This window comes from Chloracidobacterium sp., assembly GCA_025057975.1.
Taxonomy (GTDB): domain Bacteria; phylum Acidobacteriota; class Blastocatellia; order Chloracidobacteriales; family Chloracidobacteriaceae; genus Chloracidobacterium.
In genome coordinates, this window is record JANWUV010000002.1 from 19,169 (window position 1) to 35,787 (window position 16,619).

Consider the following 16,619-nt stretch of genomic DNA (forward strand, 5'->3'; position numbering starts at 1 on the left):
GCCGGAAAGCAAACAGGTAGAGACAATGCGCCGGGTTGGACGCATTCGGGCAGGACTGTCGCCGCGCCGCTTCCTCCGCGAGAAGCTTTCCGGGCGCGCGGCTTCGGGCAGGTCTCCTGACTTCGCCGGTTCGCGCCGGCCTTCCCACGCTTGCGCAAGCGCAGTGGCCTCTTTGGAGAGGCGCGAACACCATCGTGGCGTCACAGTGGCGGGACCGTGCGGGATTTACACCCGCTTCCCTATTCTCCCAATCGCCCAGTTTCGGGGATTGGGCACCCGAAGCCAAAGAACGTGCAACTGCCTCCTAAGGTATACCTCGACCGCGACCGGCGCAAGTGGCCAGTCCTTATGATGCGGCGCAGACGGGATGGAGGCGACGGTAAGCCATAGGCGTCGTCGCTTTTGCCAGTGACGCTGAGTTTGCTATAACGCCCGAAGGATGCCGTACGATGTGTCGCCCACCGGCATCGTCGGCGCGCAACGTCCATGAACCGTAGCTTGCCGGCCGATTTTTCTATTCCGCCTGTCGTTCGCCCGCCGGTCGTCCCCATGCAGCGGGGCGTGTGGGGATGGGTTCGCCACTGGCAACGAACGCTGTTCATCATTTGGGTGCTTGGGCGCGTTGTCTGGATGATTTACCGCGATCTCCGCCGCGCCCGGCGGCGTCCGAACGGCGATCTGTCGGCGTTGTCGCCGGCGCAGCTGGAGGCGCAGGCGGCGCGGCTGCGGGAGCAACTGATTCGGCTGGGACCAACCTTCATCAAGATTGGGCAGGCGCTAGCGACGCGCGCCGATTTGCTTCCCGTCCCATTCATACAGGAGTTGGCGAAGCTCCAGAATCGCGTACCGCCGTTTCCAAACGCGGAAGCCTTCGCCATTATCGAGCAGGAATTGGGCGGCCCCGTCAGCAAGTTCTTCCGTTCGATTGACCCACAGCCGGTGGCGGCGGCGAGTTTGGGACAGGTGTATCGCGGCGTGCGGCACGACGGGCAGGAAGTGGCCATCAAGGTGCAGCGTCCCAACCTCGTCGCGCGCATTAGCGAGGACATTGTTATTCTGCGCCGACTTGCCCAGTGGATGGCGCGTTCCAAACGGCTTTTCAAGGGCAATGACTGGGTGGGGATGATTGACGAGTTTGAGCGAACGATTTTCGCCGAACTCGACTATCGGAATGAAGCGCGCAACGCCGACCGCTTCCGACGCAACTTCGCCGACTGGCCGCGGGTTCATGTTCCCGTCATTTTCTGGGAGCAAACAACTTCGCGGGTCATCACGATGGAGTTTTTGCGCGGTATTCGCGTCACCGATCTAGAAGGCTTGAAAGCCGCCGGCATTGACCCCAAAGAAGCCAATGAACTGATGTACCGAACGTATTTCAAGCAGTTGCTTGAAGACGGCTTCTTTCACGCCGATCCGCATCCGGGCAACATCCTAATGCTGCCTGACGGTCGGTTGGCGTTTTTCGACTTTGGAATGGTGGGGCATATTTCGCCCAAGCTGCAGGATCAAATGGTCAGCGCCTTCTTCCATCTGATTGACCGCGACGCACCGGGCATCGTACAGGATTTGATCGGTCTTGGCTTTCTGTCTCCTGAGGCCGACACGGAAGATTTTGCACGGGTGGTTGAGGACCTTTTCCGGCGTAAGTTGGATGTCAACCTGTCGGAAGTGCGCTTCAAGGACTTGGCCTACGATCTGGGTGACATTATTTACCGTTATCCATTCTCAACGCCGGCATCGTTTACGTTTATCATGCGGGCGCTGATGACGTTGGAAGGCATCAGCATTACGATGAATCCGCGTTTCAACTTCCTTGAGGTCGCTCTGCCTTACGCACGCGAGTTCTTGTTCCGGCGGGAGAGCGCTCAACTTCGGGAAAAGGTGTGGGCCAGTCTGCATGATGCGCGCAACGGCAAACTTAACTGGACGCGCGTCTGGAATCTGGCCCGAACGGCCCTGGCGCTGTATTTTGCATGACGGCTTTAGAGCCGTCCAAGTTGTCTGGCGACCGGAAGGCAGCGGCGCACGGCCAAGCTTTGTTGGTGGTTATCCCATTCATAGCGCTCTCCTAGTGCGCCTTTCATCAATGCCCAAGCTACACACTCGGTTCAGAAGCGGCGTCAAGCGTTTGAAGTGCGACGGCTTCTGCTTCTTTCTCACTGGTGTGAGTCGCCACGCGCCCTGCCGAAAGACGGAGTGACGCCCTATCGGAAGCCCCTGCAACGGAACCCCCTTCCCCCTCGTCGCCACGCGCTGCCCTCTCCTGCGCGCCGTTCTCAGACGCCGTACACCGTCACCTTACCTAAACAGCTCGCTCCTCAGAAGCTAAAGGCGCGGCGGCAAAACTGCACCCAGCTTATAAGGTCTGACGCCTTGCGCCACCCAGACACAGTTGAATCGTCCACCCAATTGCCTACACTTCGCCGTCAAAACGCTTGCGCCGGATGCCTCACAAACTGCGCTGAGCGCTGATTTACCCACATCCAGCTTCTTTGCAGGTTCAACCTCGCCCTATGCGCTGCTTTCCGCACCCTCTTTCCGCCTACCTGTTCGCCACCGGTCTTTGCCTCTTCGCCGCCTTCCGGAGTGGTCACGTTATGACGCCGCACAGCGTTGCGGCTGAAACCAAAACGAACCTCTCCGCTCTCGAAAGCCAACTGCTCGCAGCCCCGTCGCCCGACCGCGCCCGCCAAACCCTACGGACACTCACCGCCAAGCCGCATCTGGCCGGCACACCGGAGGACTACGCAACGGCGCTCTACGTCCGTGACGAACTCGCCAAGGCCGGTTTTCAGACCGAACTGGTTGAGTATGAAGTGTACCTGCCGCGCCCAAAATCGCGGCGGGTGGAAATGACCGCGCCGACGAAGTACCGCTGTACGCTGACCGAACCAGTCCTCGCCGACGATCCCGACTCGGCTTCGCCACTCGCCGTTCCGACTTTCGCCGCCTGGTCACCGTCAGGCAAAGTCGAAGCGCCGGTCGTCTATGCCAACTACGGGCTGCCGCGCGATTATGAAATCCTTGACCAACTTGGCGTCAGCGTCCGAGGCAAGATTGTCATTGTGCGCTACGGGGAAGCCTACCGAGGTGTCAAGGCGCAGGTGGCGCAACAGCGCGGCGCGGCGGGATTGCTCGTGTATTCCGACCCCAAGGACGACGGCTATGTTCAGGGCAAAACCTATCCCGACGGGCCATGGCGGGCGGATAACTGTGTCCAGCGCGGCAGCTACCGCGCCTTCACGCAACCGCCGGGCGATCCCCTTACGCCCGGCCGTCCAGCCAAGAAGGGCGTTCCGCGCCTGAATCCTAAAGACGCCGGGCTGCCAACCATCCCCATCCAGCCGCTGTCGTACCGTGACGCCCTGCCGATTCTTGAAAGCCTGCGCGGCCCCGACGCTCCCAAGGCATGGGTCGGGGGGCTACCCATTGCTTACCGCATCGGCGGTGGCGAAACGCGCGTCCGTATCGCGCTTGAGATGGACTACCGGCTTCGCACTATTTGGAACGTCATCGGGACACTGCCCGGTACTGAGTTCCCCGACGAATGGATTCTGCTAGGCAACCACCGAGACGCTTGGGTGTACGGCGCGGTGGACCCATCTAGCGGAACGACGGCGATGCTGGAAGTGGCGCGCGCCTTCGGCGAACTGGTCAAACAGGGCTGGAAACCGCGCCGCACCATCAAGCTCTGTAGTTGGGACGCCGAAGAGTACGGCCTCATCGGCTCAACCGAATGGGTGGAAGAACACCTTACCGAACTCCGCGAAAAGGCGGTTTGCTACCTCAATGTGGATAGCGCCGTCAGCGGCGACAATTTTCGCGCCAGCGCCGTCCCTAGCCTGTGGGCGGTGACGAAAGCCGTCCTGCGCGACGCGCCGGACGCAAGTGGGACGCGCAGCTTGTACGACAACTGGCGGGCGCAGGACAAAAACGCGCCGGAGGTTCGCTTTGGCAAGCTGGGTAGCGGGTCAGACTACGCGCCGTTTTTGCAACTGGCCGGCGTCGCCTGCTTGGACATGGCCTCAACGGGCGGCTACGGCGTTTATCACTCGACCTACGACAGCTTTCGCTGGATGGAAAAATTCGGCGACCCGAACTTCACCCGCCACACGGCAATGGCGCGCGGGTGGGCTTTGCTGGCGTTTCGGCTGTCGGAGTCCGTACGGCTTGAACTCAACCTACTGGACTATGCCCGCGAAATTGAGCGTCTAGCGCAGGAGCTCGCCCAAGAACACCCGACGCTAGACGCCGCCGCGTTGCTGGACGCCGCCCGTGATTTGGTGATCGCTGCTGAAATGTTTGAAACCGAACCGGATACGAAAGCGACGCTGGCGGCGCGCAACCGCTTGCGTCGTCGGTTTGAGGGCTTTTTGCTGACGCCGGAGGGGTTACCGAAGCGCTATGATGCGCGGCATGTCATTTATGCGCCGGGCGTCTTTTCGGGCTACGGCGCGGAAGTGTTTTCCGGCGTCCGCTATGCGCTGGCGCGCAACGACCCTGAAGACACGGCGCGCGCCATGGTGCAGGTCGTCACTGCGCTGCACCAGGCGGCGCAAGCCCTGCACGGACGCCGAACTGAGTAGTTCTACAAGACGCTTCTTGCCTTGCCGGAGGCAATGTCCGGGCAAAAAGAAGGCGCGTCGGAGAACGACGCGCCGAAGCAAAACGGCTTTTCAGGAGAAATCCCCGTTATTGCAACGCGTGTTCGACGGCATAGGTTCCAATTCTTGTCGGACTCTTGACGCCCGGAAATTCGGTTACGTCGGTCAGTTCAATGTCGCGCAACACCAACTTGCCGGGGGTGAGGAATTTGCGGTCAAAGCGCAACGTTAGGACATGCCGTCCGACAGCTGCTTCCGCCGCCGCTTGCGCCCAAGCGACCGGCTCGCCGTCGGCTGTCACGAGGTTGGCGCGGGCATGAAAGCGCCCGGCGCGGACAACAACGTATTCGAGGTCAACCTCCAGCGCCCGGTCGGTCAGTCGCTCGCCGACGACACGCATCAACCGCCCGCCGGCGACACCGCTTGCAATCTCAAGCAAACCGGTGCGCTTAAACTGAAGTCCGTCGGCCGTCACGCCTTCGGCGTCAACGATGACCTTGCCGAAACGACCAAGCTGCGTCGGGCGGATTTTCAAGCCAAAGTCGCCGTTGCCCAGCGCCGTCATTTCACGAGTGAGCACCAGCGTCCCATTCTCGTGGTAGATGCGTGCGGTCGCCTTGACGTTCTCAACAGGCCGTTCGCCGTCGCGCACTTGGGCATGGATTTCCGTCGCCCGGCGGACATCCACCATGTTGTCGGTCAACCAAGTATGGAGGACGAGGTGGTTGTTGTCGTTGACGACCACCGTTGTACGCGGTGCGGCGGTCGTTCCTCCTTCACGGAGACGTTTGCCGCCGGCTTTCTCGATCCGCAGACGGTACAATCCCGGTACGGTCGTCAGGTGGCGCGGCGTCGCCTCAACCTTGCCGTCGGCGGCGACTTCCTGCCGCGACAGCGCCGTACCCAAGTCCATATCGCGGGGGACAAGCTCGGTCGGAACGCGCATGCCGTTCGGCGCCAACAAGGTGGTTTTCGCAGTCTCATCTTCCACAAAGACACCAATACAGGCGTGTTTGCCCGTCACCGGCAGCGTCGCCTCGCCTGTGACGCCTTCCAAGACGTACCGTGTTGAGAAGGTTTCTTCGCGTGCGGACGACAGGGCAAGTTCCTGTGGGGTCAGCCGTCCGCAATCGGTTGCTGCGCCGTCCAGCGTGGTCGTCGTCAGCGCCGACACCGGCACGGGGTTGTCCTTGGCGCGTTCACTTTTGACCGGCAGTGAGCTGTAAAAGCCGACACCGCCCACCATCGCCCCGACGGCTGCGAGGCTCAAAACCCATTTGCGTGTCCTAACGACCATGGCGTGGTCTCCTTTCAATAGCCGTACTGGGCAATGTCGTTCCCCAGCTTGCGGTAGCTGTTGCGGCGGTTGTAGTGGTGGTTGGCGTCGGTGTTGTACCACCGTCCGCCCGGCGCTTTCGTGTGGTGGGCGCTGTACTCAGCCACCATCCCGTCGTCTTCTCCGGGCAACCCGGCCAGTCCCGACAGCGTCGCCAAGCCGACGCACTCCAGACAGAAGTCGTTCCACAGTCCCGTACCGGCGACGGTAAAGATGGCCTTGCTGCGCAAGGCGTCGCGCATCCAGTTGGCGTTCGCCGTACGGAAGTGCGCCGTGGTGAGCGCCTGTGTCGAGGGCGCGTTGTTGTCAATGAGGCTGACCAACCAAGCCGTTAGCCACGAGCCGCTCAACGAACCGGCCAAATCAGCCGCTTCAGAGCCGGCGTTCGGCGGCGCATAGGACAGTACGTGCCGCGTGTGCGCTTGAATCCGATTGAAGTTCGCGCCTCGGTAGTTGTAGAACGGGTCGGACGGGTCGGCGTTGCACAGGATAAACCGCATCACAACCCCGCCCATGCTATGGGTGACGAAAACGAGGTTGCGCCGTCCGTTCGTGATGAACTGGTTGATTTGGGCGGCGACATCTACGGCGCAGTCCCAGTAGGGCTTACGTCCGTCGTAGAAGACGACTTCGTACGGAACGGTGTAGTTGCGCGTCGCTGCGCGGATCATATCCGGCGTCCAGTAGTTGTTGATGACTTTGTCGCGGCTGTCGGTGGAAACACCGTCCGACTTGCCGTGAACAAAAACCAAAGTCGTTTGCGCCGACGCGCTTGCGCCGCATCCAAGCCACAGCCCCAATCCAATGACTGCCAGTCCAAACCACGTCACCAAACGCCGGTTGCGCATGACTGCCGCCTCTCACGCTAAGAAAATGAATGACTGTTCATTCACTGTGGCAACTGGCGTACCACAGTTCATCCGGCGAACGCTGCAACCCAAGTCATTGTGCAAGCTACGCTCGATGCCCAAGGAAGCGTAGTTTGCCTTGGGTTGAGCGGATGGCGTACGGTGTCTTCCAGTTGTCAAGCTGTTAGACAGGGTGAGAAACATGACGCCAAGTTGGTTGACAGTTGACGTCGTTCCAACCGGCGGCGCTTACTTCAGCGTCGGGGCGCGCTTCTACAGGCTTCCACCATCAAAAGACGCCGCCGAGGCTAATGTTGGACAATAGTGGATACGGGTTAGGAGGGTTATGCTTCACTCCGGTGTAACACCCAACGCCCGCAGTTTTTCTTTGAGCCGTTCAACCTCAGCCAGCGCCGCTTCCTTTGCCGCACGCTCGCGTTCCTTCGCGGCGCGCTCCCGCTCCTTTGCCGCCAACGCCGCTTCCTTTGCGGCGCGCTCCCGCTCTAGCGCCGCACGCACCTCCCCTAGCGTCTGAAACGGCGTCCCATCCGGGTACAACAACCGCAACGCTCCTTCCTCTAGGGTAAACACAATCCCCAATCGCGGACTCCGCCACCCCTCCATCCGTTCTATCGCCACCAACCGCTCCCCATCCCGCCGCCATCCCTCAAGTCGCCCCGTCTGCACATCGTAAGCGTAGTATTCCTCCACCCCATACCGCTCGTAAAACCTCAACTTTCGCTCTTCCTCATCACTCCGATTCCCTTCCGACCAAAACTCAAACACCACCTGCGGTGCCACTCCATCCTCTTTCCATTGCATATAGCTCCGCCGCCGATGCCCACCCACCACTGGCGGGCGACCCAGCGCTACTAACACGTCCGGCGCATGGCAAATCTCCGGTCGCCCCTTGACCGGATACCAGAAAATGTCGCTGCCGACGAAGTCGTTCGGCAACAGCGCCTCCAAGTTCGCCCGCGTCTGCACAATGTAGACCGCGTGCAGGTCCGAGTTCGCCATCGGCTGACCATCCTCCGCCGGGTAATACACCCCTTCGTCGTAATCCGAAAACGGATTTGTCACCGACGACGCCTCTGTGCCGGCCAACGGCGCACCCACAAACTCAGTCGAAACAGCAGATGAAGTCGGCATAAGCATTATCTGGAGGATGGACACTGCGGCCACAATGCCGCCGTCTCAGGCGTTTTGCCGAGCACGGTCGTAGGCTTGGACAATCAATTGCACCAGCCGGTGCCGGACGACATCGCGGTTGGTGAACTCGACAATGGCAATCTCGCTGATGTCGCGCAAGACGTTGGTCGCTTCAATCAGTCCCGACAATTTGCCCACCGGCAGGTCAATCTGCGTTGCGTCACCGGTTACAACCACCCGCGAGCCGTAACCAATCCGCGTCAGGAACATCTTCATCTGTTCGGATGTCGTGTTCTGCGCCTCGTCAAGAATGATGAACGCTTCGGCCAGAGTTCGTCCACGCATGAAGGCCAGCGGCGCAACCTCGATGATGCGCTTTTCAAGCATGCGGGTGATTTTGTCGGGATCGGCCAAGTCAAACAGCGCGTCGTAGAGCGGTCGTAGGTAAGGGTCAACCTTGTCCTGCAGGTCACCTGGAAGGAAACCCAGCTTTTCACCGGCTTCCACCGCCGGCCGCGTCAGAATGATGCGCGAGACCTTTTTTTGCCAGAGATAGTGCAGCGCCATCGCCACGGCAAGAAAGGTCTTGCCTGTGCCAGCCGGCCCAATCCCGAACACCAGTTCGTACGCCTGAAGCGCCTCCAAGTAACGGCGCTGATTGGGCGTCCGCGCCGACACCATTTTGCGTCCGGTCGGATTGAAGCGGTAAGTCTTTGAGAAGAAAGTCTTAAGCGACGCCGTGCGGTCGTCGGCGATTTGCTTGAACGCTTGCCGCAACTCTTGACTCGATGGCGCAGCGCCCTCACCGACGAGTTCGGCGAAATCGGTCAGGATACTTTCCACAGCGGCCGTGTCAGCGGCGTCGCCCTCGATGGTCACTTCGCTGCCACGCGCGCCGATGCGTACATTAAGAAGCGTCTCAAGGTAGCGAATGTTCTCATCGTAGGCTCCAAAGAGGATGTCGAGACCTTCCTCCGGCAGCGTTAGCTTCTTCAAGCCATCACCTTGTTGACACAAACATCAAGCTTTGTGGTGGATTATACGACCGGGACGGTGTCGGCGTAAACGCGCTGGCGTGCGCCGCCGGCGGTCGGCTCGACTTGCGCCCGCGCTTGGACTGTGCTTTCTCCACGCTCGCGGGACGACGCCCGTCGCAGGCGACTACTAGCAAACATGCCAAGGAGTGACCGATCCGTGGATCGTCTGTTTTTCAAACTCGCCACAATACTCGTTACAGTGTCTTTCTCAGCCATGGTCCAAACAACGCCGACGCCACCCATCGCCAAAAAAGAACCGCGTGTCTTTGAGCTACACGGCGACAAACGTGTAGACGAGTACTTCTGGCTGCGCGACGACAAGCGCCAAAACCCGGAAGTTATTGCCTACCTCGAAGCCGAAAACACCTACGCCGAGCGCGTTATGGCGCCGCACAAAGCGTTTGAAGAGGCACTCTACAAAGAAATGCTCGGACGCATCAAAGAAACCGACTTGAGTGTACCTTACAAGTACCTCGGCTTCTTCTATTACTCCCGCACCGAACAGGGAAAACAGTACCCGATTTATTGCCGCAAGAAAGGGTCACTCGACGCGCCGGAGGAAGTTCTGGTTGACCTCAACCAACTGGCGGAAGGCAAGCCATTTATGGCGCTCGGCGCATTTGCCGTCAGCGACGACGGCCGCCTGCTCGCCTATACGACCGACGAAACCGGCTATCGGCAGTACAAGCTGCACGTCAAGGACCTGACGACCGGCCAGTTACTGCCGGATACGGCCGAGCGCGTCACAAACGTCGAGTGGGCGGCAGACAACCGGACGCTCTTTCTCGTGGTGGAAGACCCGGTGACGAAACGTCCCAATAAGCTGTTTCGTCACACCTTGGGCGGTGCAACGACGGAAATTTTTGAGGAAAAGGACGAGCTTTACAACCTCGGTCTCGACCGTACGAATGACCGGAAGTATCTCATTGCGGTTTCCACGAGCTCGACGACGAGCGAAATTCGCTACTTACCGAGTGACCAACCCGACGGCGAATTTCGCATCCTGTATCCTCGTGTGGATGGCATTCGCTACTTTGTCGAACACCGCAATGACGAGTGGTTCATCACGACGCAGGACGGCGGCAAAAACTTTCGCGTCGTCCGCGCTCCGGTCGCCAATCCAGCGAAGGAAAACTGGCGCGAGCTTGTTCCCCACAATCCGAAGGTGAAAATTGAAACATTGAATCTCTTTGCCAAGCATGCTGTTTTGGAAACCCGCGAAGGCGGCCTCGAAAAACTCACAGTTTTTGACTTGGAAAGCGGCAAATCGCATGTCATCGCATTTCCCGAACCGGCCTATACGGTCGGCGGCGCGACCAATGCGGAGTTTGACACAACGAAGTTCCGTTACACTTATGAATCGCCAATTACGCCGCGCTCAGTGTATGAATATGATCTCGACACGCGCCAACAAATCCTGCTCAAGCAGGATGAAGTTGTTGGGGGCTATGACAAGACACAGTACGTCACCAAGCGGCTGTTCGCCATAGCCTCAGACGGTGTGAAGATTCCCATTACTATCACCTACAAGAAAGGCCTTAGACGAACGGGTAAGAATCCAACGCTGCTATATGGCTACGGTAGCTATGGCATTTCAATTCCCGACGGCTTTTCGTCCAACCGGTTATCCTTGCTGAATCGGGGGATGATTTTCGCCGTGGCGCACATTCGCGGCGGCGGTGAGATGGGCGAGGAATGGCACGAACAAGGCAAGATGATGCGCAAGAAGAACACCTTTACCGATTTCATCGCCTGCGCCGAGTTTCTCATCAAAGAGAAATACACCTCGCCGGCTCATCTGGCTATCCAGGGCGCTAGCGCCGGCGGCTTGCTCATGGGCGCCGTGGTCAATATGCGCCCCGATTTGTTTCAGGTCGTCATCTCGCAGGTGCCCTTCGTGGACGTGATGAACACGATGCTGGACGCGACCCTGCCGCTTACCACCGGCGAGTACATCGAATGGGGCAACCCCAACGAAAAAGCAGCCTACGACTACATGCGGTCGTATTCGCCCTACGACAATCTCAAGCCGGGCGCGTATCCGGCGATGCTTGTTACGACAGCGCTCAACGACAGCCAAGTGGCCTACTGGGAGCCGGCGAAGTACGTTGCGCGCTTGCGGACGCTCAAAACCGACCGGAATGTTCTCCTGCTCAAGACGAACATGGCGGCGGGGCATGGCGGAGCGTCAGGACGCTACGACGCGCTGCGCGAGACGGCGTTTTACTACACCTTTCTGCTGACGCAACTTGGGATTGAAAAATAGGACGCCATGCTTATCAAACGACCCGCCGACATCAAAAGCTCGGAGATCACCCCGGAGCAGCTGTATTTCAATCGGCGGGCCTTTATTCAGGCCTTGGCGGCGGCTGGTTCATGCGCAGCAACGGCAGGATTGTACCACCTGTTCGCCAGCGCAAATCGCCGGCCGCCGGCTGGCCCCGCTCCACAACCACTAACGACGGTTGCTCCGACCGACCGCGCGTTGACGACGGATGAGCCACCGACCAACTACGATGACGTCACTCACTACAACAACTTCTATGAGTTCTCAACCGCTAAGCATGACGTCGCCTACGAGGCGCAGGCGTTGGTGACGCGCCCGTGGACGGTTGCAGTGGATGGGTTGGTCGGCCGGCCGCGGACGTTCGACGTGGGCGAGCTCATCCGCCTCTTCCCGTTGGAAGAACGCATCTATCGGCTGCGGTGCGTCGAAGGTTGGTCAATGGTCATTCCGTGGGTCGGCTTCCCGTTGGCCGGCCTGCTCAAGTTGGTAGAGCCGCTGGGCGCGGCGCAATTTGTCGCCTTCGAGACCCTATACGATCCAAAACAGTTCCCACTACAACGCGGTAGGCTGTTGAACTGGCCTTACCGAGAAGGTTTGCGACTGGACGAAGCCTTGCACCCGCTCACGTTGCTGGCCGTCGGGCTATACGGTAAAACGCTTCCGAACCAGAACGGCGCACCGCTGCGGCTGGTTGTTCCGTGGAAGTACGGCTTCAAAAGCATTAAGTCTATTGTACGTATTACCCTCACCGAGCGGATGCCGCGCACGACCTGGCGAGAAGCTGCTCCCCATGAGTACGGCTTTTACGCCAACGTCAACCCGCATGTGAGCCACCCTCGGTGGAGTCAGGCGACTGAACGGCGCATCGGTGAGTTCAACCGGCGACCGACATTGATGTTCAACGGTTATGCCGAGCAGGTAGCATCGCTCTACGCCGGCATGGACTTGAGAAGGTTTTATTGACTACGGGCTTGTTGCGCCTGAACTTAACCCCCGTCGCGCCGGCAGCCAGAGGTCTGCCGTGCCTTTGACTCTCAAAAACTCATGAGAAAGTTTTTCATTCTACTACCGTTCCTATTGCTTCCAATGTCAGCACCTGCAAAGCCCGATAGCCAATTTATAGACAAAAGCTATCTCCTTGGAAAATTCGATCCGGCCCGAGACAGTCGTTTTGTCAAACTTGAAGACCGCTATACGGCTGGAGCTGCACGTTGCCAGTACTTGCGCAGGGAGACTTATGCCGCGTTTGTCAAAATGGCTGAAGACGCCAAGAAAGATAACATAGAATTGATCATCGTCTCGGCAACCCGCAACTTTGACCGTCAGAAGGATATCTGGGAGACAAAATGGAAGGAGCGGCAGGCAATTACCGATCCGGTAGAGCGGGCGCGGGATATTCTCAGGTATTCCTCTATGCCAGGTACATCCCGTCATCACTGGGGAACAGACATTGATTTGAACAGTTTAGAGGATGATTACTTCAAATCAGCTGTTGGATTGGCGGTTTATCAATGGCTTGTAACCCATGCCGGCAAGTATGGATTTTGCCAACCCTACACCTCCAAGGAGAAGGGACGGACAGGTTATGAGGAAGAAAAATGGCACTGGTCATATACGCCCTTGTCAGTCCCTTTGTTGCAGCAATACCTCAAAACAATCACGCTTGACGATATTACAGGTTTCCAGGGAAGCGAGACGGCGGTTGCATTGGACGTTATCAGGGGCTACGTCGCGGGCGTCGATTGTCAGTAGTCAAGGGAAGCCCGGCAGTGGGAGAGTAACCTGCACCCATCGCCGCCGCAACTTGAACGATAACGGCCCTATAACAACCCTGACCAAATTAGGGCTTACTCACTGGTGTCTGACAAAGGACGGCGCTTTCGGTAGGCTCAGTAAGTTGGCAAAGACGCGGTATGCGCCAGGGACGCCGGCTGGCAACTGCCGAAACCATGCATAGCTGGTGTAAATGTACCGCCCCCGACCGATGTCGGCGACCAACAACCCACCTGTGCGCGGCGGTTCACCCGGATCGTGCGCCGCCAGCAAGGGCGTATAACGCGCGTCGTAGGTTTCAAAATCGTAGAGCGACCGCTCCTGCACCCACCCGTCCCAATCGCTCGCCGTGATGCGGTTCGGGATATTGAACACCGGATGGTCGGGCTTCAAGATCGTCACCGGCGCGTTCTCATCGGTCGTCCGCGTCACCCCGGAAGCCGGAAACGGCGGTAGCCTGCGCTGAAGGTAGTCGGGACGCTGATACTGGACGATAAGCGTCCCACCTGCCCTGACGTAATCGAGCAAGCGCGCGTGTTCGGTGGCGAAGTCAGGGCGCGTCTGCGAAGCCCGCACGCCGACGACAATCACATCGAACTTCCGCAGATCACCCGCCGCCAGAGTCGCCTCGTCAAGCAACGTCACAGACAGCCCAAGACGCTCAATGGCCTGCGGGACAAGATCACCGCTTCCCATGACATAGCCGACTTTGACCGACGCGACCTTGACATCCGTCACCACGACCTCGACTTCGGCCTTGGGGTATAACCGCCGCGTCCGAATGTGCGGATGGCTAATCGCTTGGACATCGCGGTCATAGGTTTTACCGTCGCTGGCGACCGACGCTGCAAGCTTGTACCGGCCGTCCGCCGTGGTGCGCGGTATTGTCACGTTGAACACAACGCTCTGCTTGCTTTTCGGCGGAAGCGTCACCGTCGCCGTCGGCGGCTCAACCCGCCATCCATCCGGCGCACGCAGTGTCAGGGTTCCCCCTCGGCTCTGCTGCGAATGGTTTGCCACTGTGACCGTGAGGCGCTTGGCGCGGCTTTCTGGCGCTCGGAACGCAAGCCACAACGATTCGGAAACCCGAACCGATAGGGAAGGAACAACCTCAACCTCGTCGCATCGCTCCCCACGCACAGGATCCGCGAAGCAATGTTCAACCGGCTGGGTGAAGAGATACCTTCGACCGCGAATGTTCAATGTGACGATAGCGCTGAGCCACGGGCGTGTCCGTGACACGTCAACCGGCTCGTTCGGCATCACGACCCGCACGCTTTCCCACGTTCCCGCCTCTATCCGCAACGGCTCAACTGTTGCGCCGGGATGGGACAGAAAACCGGACAAATAGCCGCTCAGCAGTGGCCGCCCCCAGTTGTCCACCGCCGCAGACTGTGCCACCGAGGTCGTTCCAATCCGCACCTTTTGGCTGATCGTCACTATGTCGCCTTCGGTGACAGTTTCAGCATCGGCCAGCGTCATCGCCCGAAAACCGGCCGCCAATAAGATGGCCTGTACGATCTGCGCCTTCTTAATCCGTAATGCGGAGGAAGGCGGCAGCGTGTCGCGTTTTGGGTTGAAAGCCCCTTCGCCGCTTGTGTCAACAACGACGGCTTCAGGGCCGTCAAGCGGTTTGCCGTCGAGCGCCAGTCCGCACTGAACAAGCCGTTCGTAGGCTGTGGTCAGGATCGCTAAGGTTTCGTCCAGCGAGCAGGCTTCCGCAAGCAAGCGATTGGTCATGGCTTGTACGTCGTCCATCGCGCGCCGCGCGTCATCTGGCGCAGTATCCGGCAAAAGGCTCCGCAGACTCGTATCCAAACCATCAAACAACGAAGTTTCGGTTTGCGGATTGGTTGGTACGCGGCTTTCCACCAGCTTGACGCCGGAAAAGCGCTCGCCGTCGGGTTCGAGCGCGCCCATTTCTTGCGATTTGTGCTGGCTGCGCCCTTCCATGGCGATTTGAAAGTAGGTGCGGCCCAAAACGGGGTCGTACACGCCAGTTGGTAGGCTCAGCGTCGGATTGGTGTTTTCCGGCGGTGCGACATCTGCACTGACATACAACTTTTTCGCTTGCCAAGCCGGACCAAGTTCGGGACGCCAGCTTGGGTCGGCGGCTTTCGCAAAGGCGATGGGTGTCAGATAGCCGCAGTACTGATGATGCCCGTGGCCGTCGCGCGGCGTACCACCCCAGCGCGCTACGATGACTAGTGGCTTAAACTCGCGGATAACGCGCACGATGTCGCTCAGAACGGCGTCACGACCGTGCAGCGCGTCCCACTTGGCTTCGGTTTCCTTGAGCGTCTTGCTAAAGCCGAAGTCGAAAGCGCGAGTGAAAAACTGCTCGCCGCCGTCAATGGCGCGCGCTTCAGCCAGTTCTTCAGTGCGAATCAGACCCAGCGCCGCGCCTTGCTCCGGACCCAGAATGTTTTGTCCGCCCTCGCCGCGTGTGAGCGACAGGTACGCCACCCGCGCCCCGTCGCCGCGCGCCAGTCGAGCGATGAGCGCGGAGTCTTCATCGTCGGGATGCGCGCCGATGTGTAGAACGCTCGCCGTCGTCGGCAGCCGCCGGAGTTGAAGCCGCAATCCCGTCAAGCCCCGGTCATATCGGCTGCGCGCCTGCGTTTGCAGTGTAAGCAATCGTTCCTTGGCTTTGGGCGCGCCCGGCGCGATGAACAGCGCCGAAAGCAAAGCGATGAGTAGTCGCTTGAGCATTGCACCTCCGACGATGTCTGTTCATACGGGTGGTTCTGCACGCAGCCGCCGCCAAACGGCGTAGCTTTTCAGCGGGCGTTCAATCGCTGCTTGCAGAAGGCGCTGATTGACTTCAGCCACCTCATCCAGTACGGCCGGTGCCGGGGTTTGCGCCAGGAACTCATCCGGCACAAGGCGCTGAATCGCCGCATAAGCGCCGCGCGTGAGCGGGCCAAGCCACCGTCCGACGGGCAGGCATGACTGACAGCCGGGCGTCCCATCCGCCGCCAGCCGCGCTGTCTCTCCAGCGCCGAACGCCGCACCGCACAGGGCGCACTGCTTCCAGGTTGGAAGAAAGCCGGCCAGACGCAGCAGCCACGTCTCAACATAAACTGTCAGCGCTGGTTGTATGCGCCAAGCTTCGGCGACGCTGAGCGCCAGTCGGCGTTCAATAGCTTCACAGCCGACAGCCAACAGCCGGTAGACTGGATCATTTGCTTGGTGCGGCGGGAAGAGTTCACAAACCAGCTCGGCCCAGTAGCCCAGCATCGCCACAGCAGCCGGGTCGGCTGCGGCGGCGAAGCGCGTCCGCTTCACGTCGCAACTCGTCAACTGCGCCAACTCACGCCCTTCGCGTTCACGATAGGCGACGGCGACTTCGGAAAGCAGCTCAAACGCCGCGCCATACTTGCTTCTGGCGCTGCGTGCGCCGTGCGCAACCGCCCGAATCAAGCCGTCCGTGCGGGTAAACAGCACGACGATCTTGTGCGCCTCGGCATAGTCATAGGCGCGCAGCACGAAAGCGTCGCCGCTGCGCAGAGTCGTGGTCGACATAACAGGCTTGCAGTCTCAACAAAATCGAGCATGCTTGCGGCGGCGTGGAAACGCGCG

Annotated in this window: 12 protein-coding genes and 1 riboswitch; of the genes, 5 read left to right on the top strand and 7 right to left on the bottom strand. The window is 59.6% G+C overall.

The annotated features are described in order from the left end of the window. Positions 1 to 88: 88 nt before the first annotated feature. Positions 89 to 295: riboswitch (cobalamin riboswitch) on the bottom strand. A gap of 191 nt (positions 296 to 486) precedes the next feature. After that, entirely contained in the window at positions 487 to 1,977 is a 1,491-nt protein-coding gene (locus NZ585_01835; protein MCS7078778.1) for an AarF/ABC1/UbiB kinase family protein, read from the top strand. Positions 1,978 to 2,597: 620 nt separating this feature from the next. Next, complete coding sequence (locus NZ585_01840) at positions 2,598 to 4,586, top strand: M28 family metallopeptidase (GenBank protein MCS7078779.1); 1,989 nt, start codon at positions 2,598 to 2,600, stop codon at positions 4,584 to 4,586. A gap of 106 nt (positions 4,587 to 4,692) precedes the next feature. Here NZ585_01840 and NZ585_01845 read toward each other — a convergent pair whose 3' ends face one another. The 5 genes from NZ585_01845 to NZ585_01865 form a co-directional block, all read right to left on the bottom strand. After that, positions 4,693 to 5,901, bottom strand: coding sequence for a hypothetical protein (locus NZ585_01845; GenBank protein MCS7078780.1), 1,209 nt, complete (start codon positions 5,899 to 5,901; stop codon positions 4,693 to 4,695). A 14-nt stretch (positions 5,902 to 5,915) separates the two neighbouring features. After that, entirely contained in the window at positions 5,916 to 6,788 is an 873-nt protein-coding gene (locus NZ585_01850) for a hypothetical protein (GenBank protein ID MCS7078781.1), read from the bottom strand. A 351-nt stretch (positions 6,789 to 7,139) separates the two neighbouring features. Then, complete coding sequence (locus NZ585_01855; protein ID MCS7078782.1) at positions 7,140 to 7,940, bottom strand: Uma2 family endonuclease; 801 nt, start codon at positions 7,938 to 7,940, stop codon at positions 7,140 to 7,142. A 45-nt stretch (positions 7,941 to 7,985) separates the two neighbouring features. After that, positions 7,986 to 8,936, bottom strand: coding sequence for a PhoH family protein (locus NZ585_01860; protein ID MCS7078783.1), 951 nt, complete (start codon positions 8,934 to 8,936; stop codon positions 7,986 to 7,988). Between the two features lie 41 nt (positions 8,937 to 8,977). Then, positions 8,978 to 9,115, bottom strand: coding sequence for a hypothetical protein (locus tag NZ585_01865; protein ID MCS7078784.1), 138 nt, complete (start codon positions 9,113 to 9,115; stop codon positions 8,978 to 8,980). Positions 9,116 to 9,191: 76 nt separating this feature from the next. Here NZ585_01865 and NZ585_01870 point away from each other — a divergent pair, with 76 nt between their 5' ends. From NZ585_01870 to NZ585_01880, 3 genes are all read left to right on the top strand, one after another. Beyond that, positions 9,192 to 11,243: a S9 family peptidase gene (locus NZ585_01870; protein ID MCS7078785.1), complete on the top strand. Its 2,052-nt coding sequence runs from the start codon at positions 9,192 to 9,194 to the stop codon at positions 11,241 to 11,243. Between the two features lie 6 nt (positions 11,244 to 11,249). Further along, positions 11,250 to 12,227, top strand: a complete 978-nt coding sequence (gene msrP, locus NZ585_01875) for a protein-methionine-sulfoxide reductase catalytic subunit MsrP (GenBank protein ID MCS7078786.1) — start codon at positions 11,250 to 11,252, stop codon at positions 12,225 to 12,227. A gap of 123 nt (positions 12,228 to 12,350) precedes the next feature. Further along, positions 12,351 to 13,016, top strand: coding sequence for a M15 family metallopeptidase (locus NZ585_01880; GenBank protein ID MCS7078787.1), 666 nt, complete (start codon positions 12,351 to 12,353; stop codon positions 13,014 to 13,016). A gap of 99 nt (positions 13,017 to 13,115) precedes the next feature. On the opposite strand, the gene NZ585_01885 is transcribed toward NZ585_01880, so the two are convergent. Together NZ585_01885 and recO are read right to left on the bottom strand one after the other, a co-directional pair. Further along, positions 13,116 to 15,749, bottom strand: coding sequence for a PIG-L family deacetylase (locus NZ585_01885; GenBank protein MCS7078788.1), 2,634 nt, complete (start codon positions 15,747 to 15,749; stop codon positions 13,116 to 13,118). A gap of 21 nt (positions 15,750 to 15,770) precedes the next feature. Beyond that, complete coding sequence (gene recO, locus NZ585_01890; GenBank protein MCS7078789.1) at positions 15,771 to 16,562, bottom strand: DNA repair protein RecO; 792 nt, start codon at positions 16,560 to 16,562, stop codon at positions 15,771 to 15,773. Positions 16,563 to 16,619: the final 57 nt, after the last annotated feature.

Coding starts and splice junctions, on each gene's coding strand:
- NZ585_01865 (MCS7078784.1), bottom strand. CDS start 9,115: ATGTTTGCTAGTAGTCGCCTGCGACGGGCGTCGTCCCGCGAGCGTGGA.
- recO (MCS7078789.1), bottom strand. CDS start 16,562: ATGTCGACCACGACTCTGCGCAGCGGCGACGCTTTCGTGCTGCGCGCC.
- NZ585_01850 (MCS7078781.1), bottom strand. CDS start 6,788: ATGCGCAACCGGCGTTTGGTGACGTGGTTTGGACTGGCAGTCATTGGA.
- NZ585_01870 (MCS7078785.1), top strand. CDS start 9,192: ATGGTCCAAACAACGCCGACGCCACCCATCGCCAAAAAAGAACCGCGT.
- NZ585_01840 (MCS7078779.1), top strand. CDS start 2,598: ATGACGCCGCACAGCGTTGCGGCTGAAACCAAAACGAACCTCTCCGCT.
- NZ585_01855 (MCS7078782.1), bottom strand. CDS start 7,940: ATGCCGACTTCATCTGCTGTTTCGACTGAGTTTGTGGGTGCGCCGTTG.
- NZ585_01885 (MCS7078788.1), bottom strand. CDS start 15,749: ATGCTCAAGCGACTACTCATCGCTTTGCTTTCGGCGCTGTTCATCGCG.
- msrP (MCS7078786.1), top strand. CDS start 11,250: ATGCTTATCAAACGACCCGCCGACATCAAAAGCTCGGAGATCACCCCG.
- NZ585_01880 (MCS7078787.1), top strand. CDS start 12,351: ATGTCAGCACCTGCAAAGCCCGATAGCCAATTTATAGACAAAAGCTAT.
- NZ585_01835 (MCS7078778.1), top strand. CDS start 487: ATGAACCGTAGCTTGCCGGCCGATTTTTCTATTCCGCCTGTCGTTCGC.
- NZ585_01845 (MCS7078780.1), bottom strand. CDS start 5,901: ATGGTCGTTAGGACACGCAAATGGGTTTTGAGCCTCGCAGCCGTCGGG.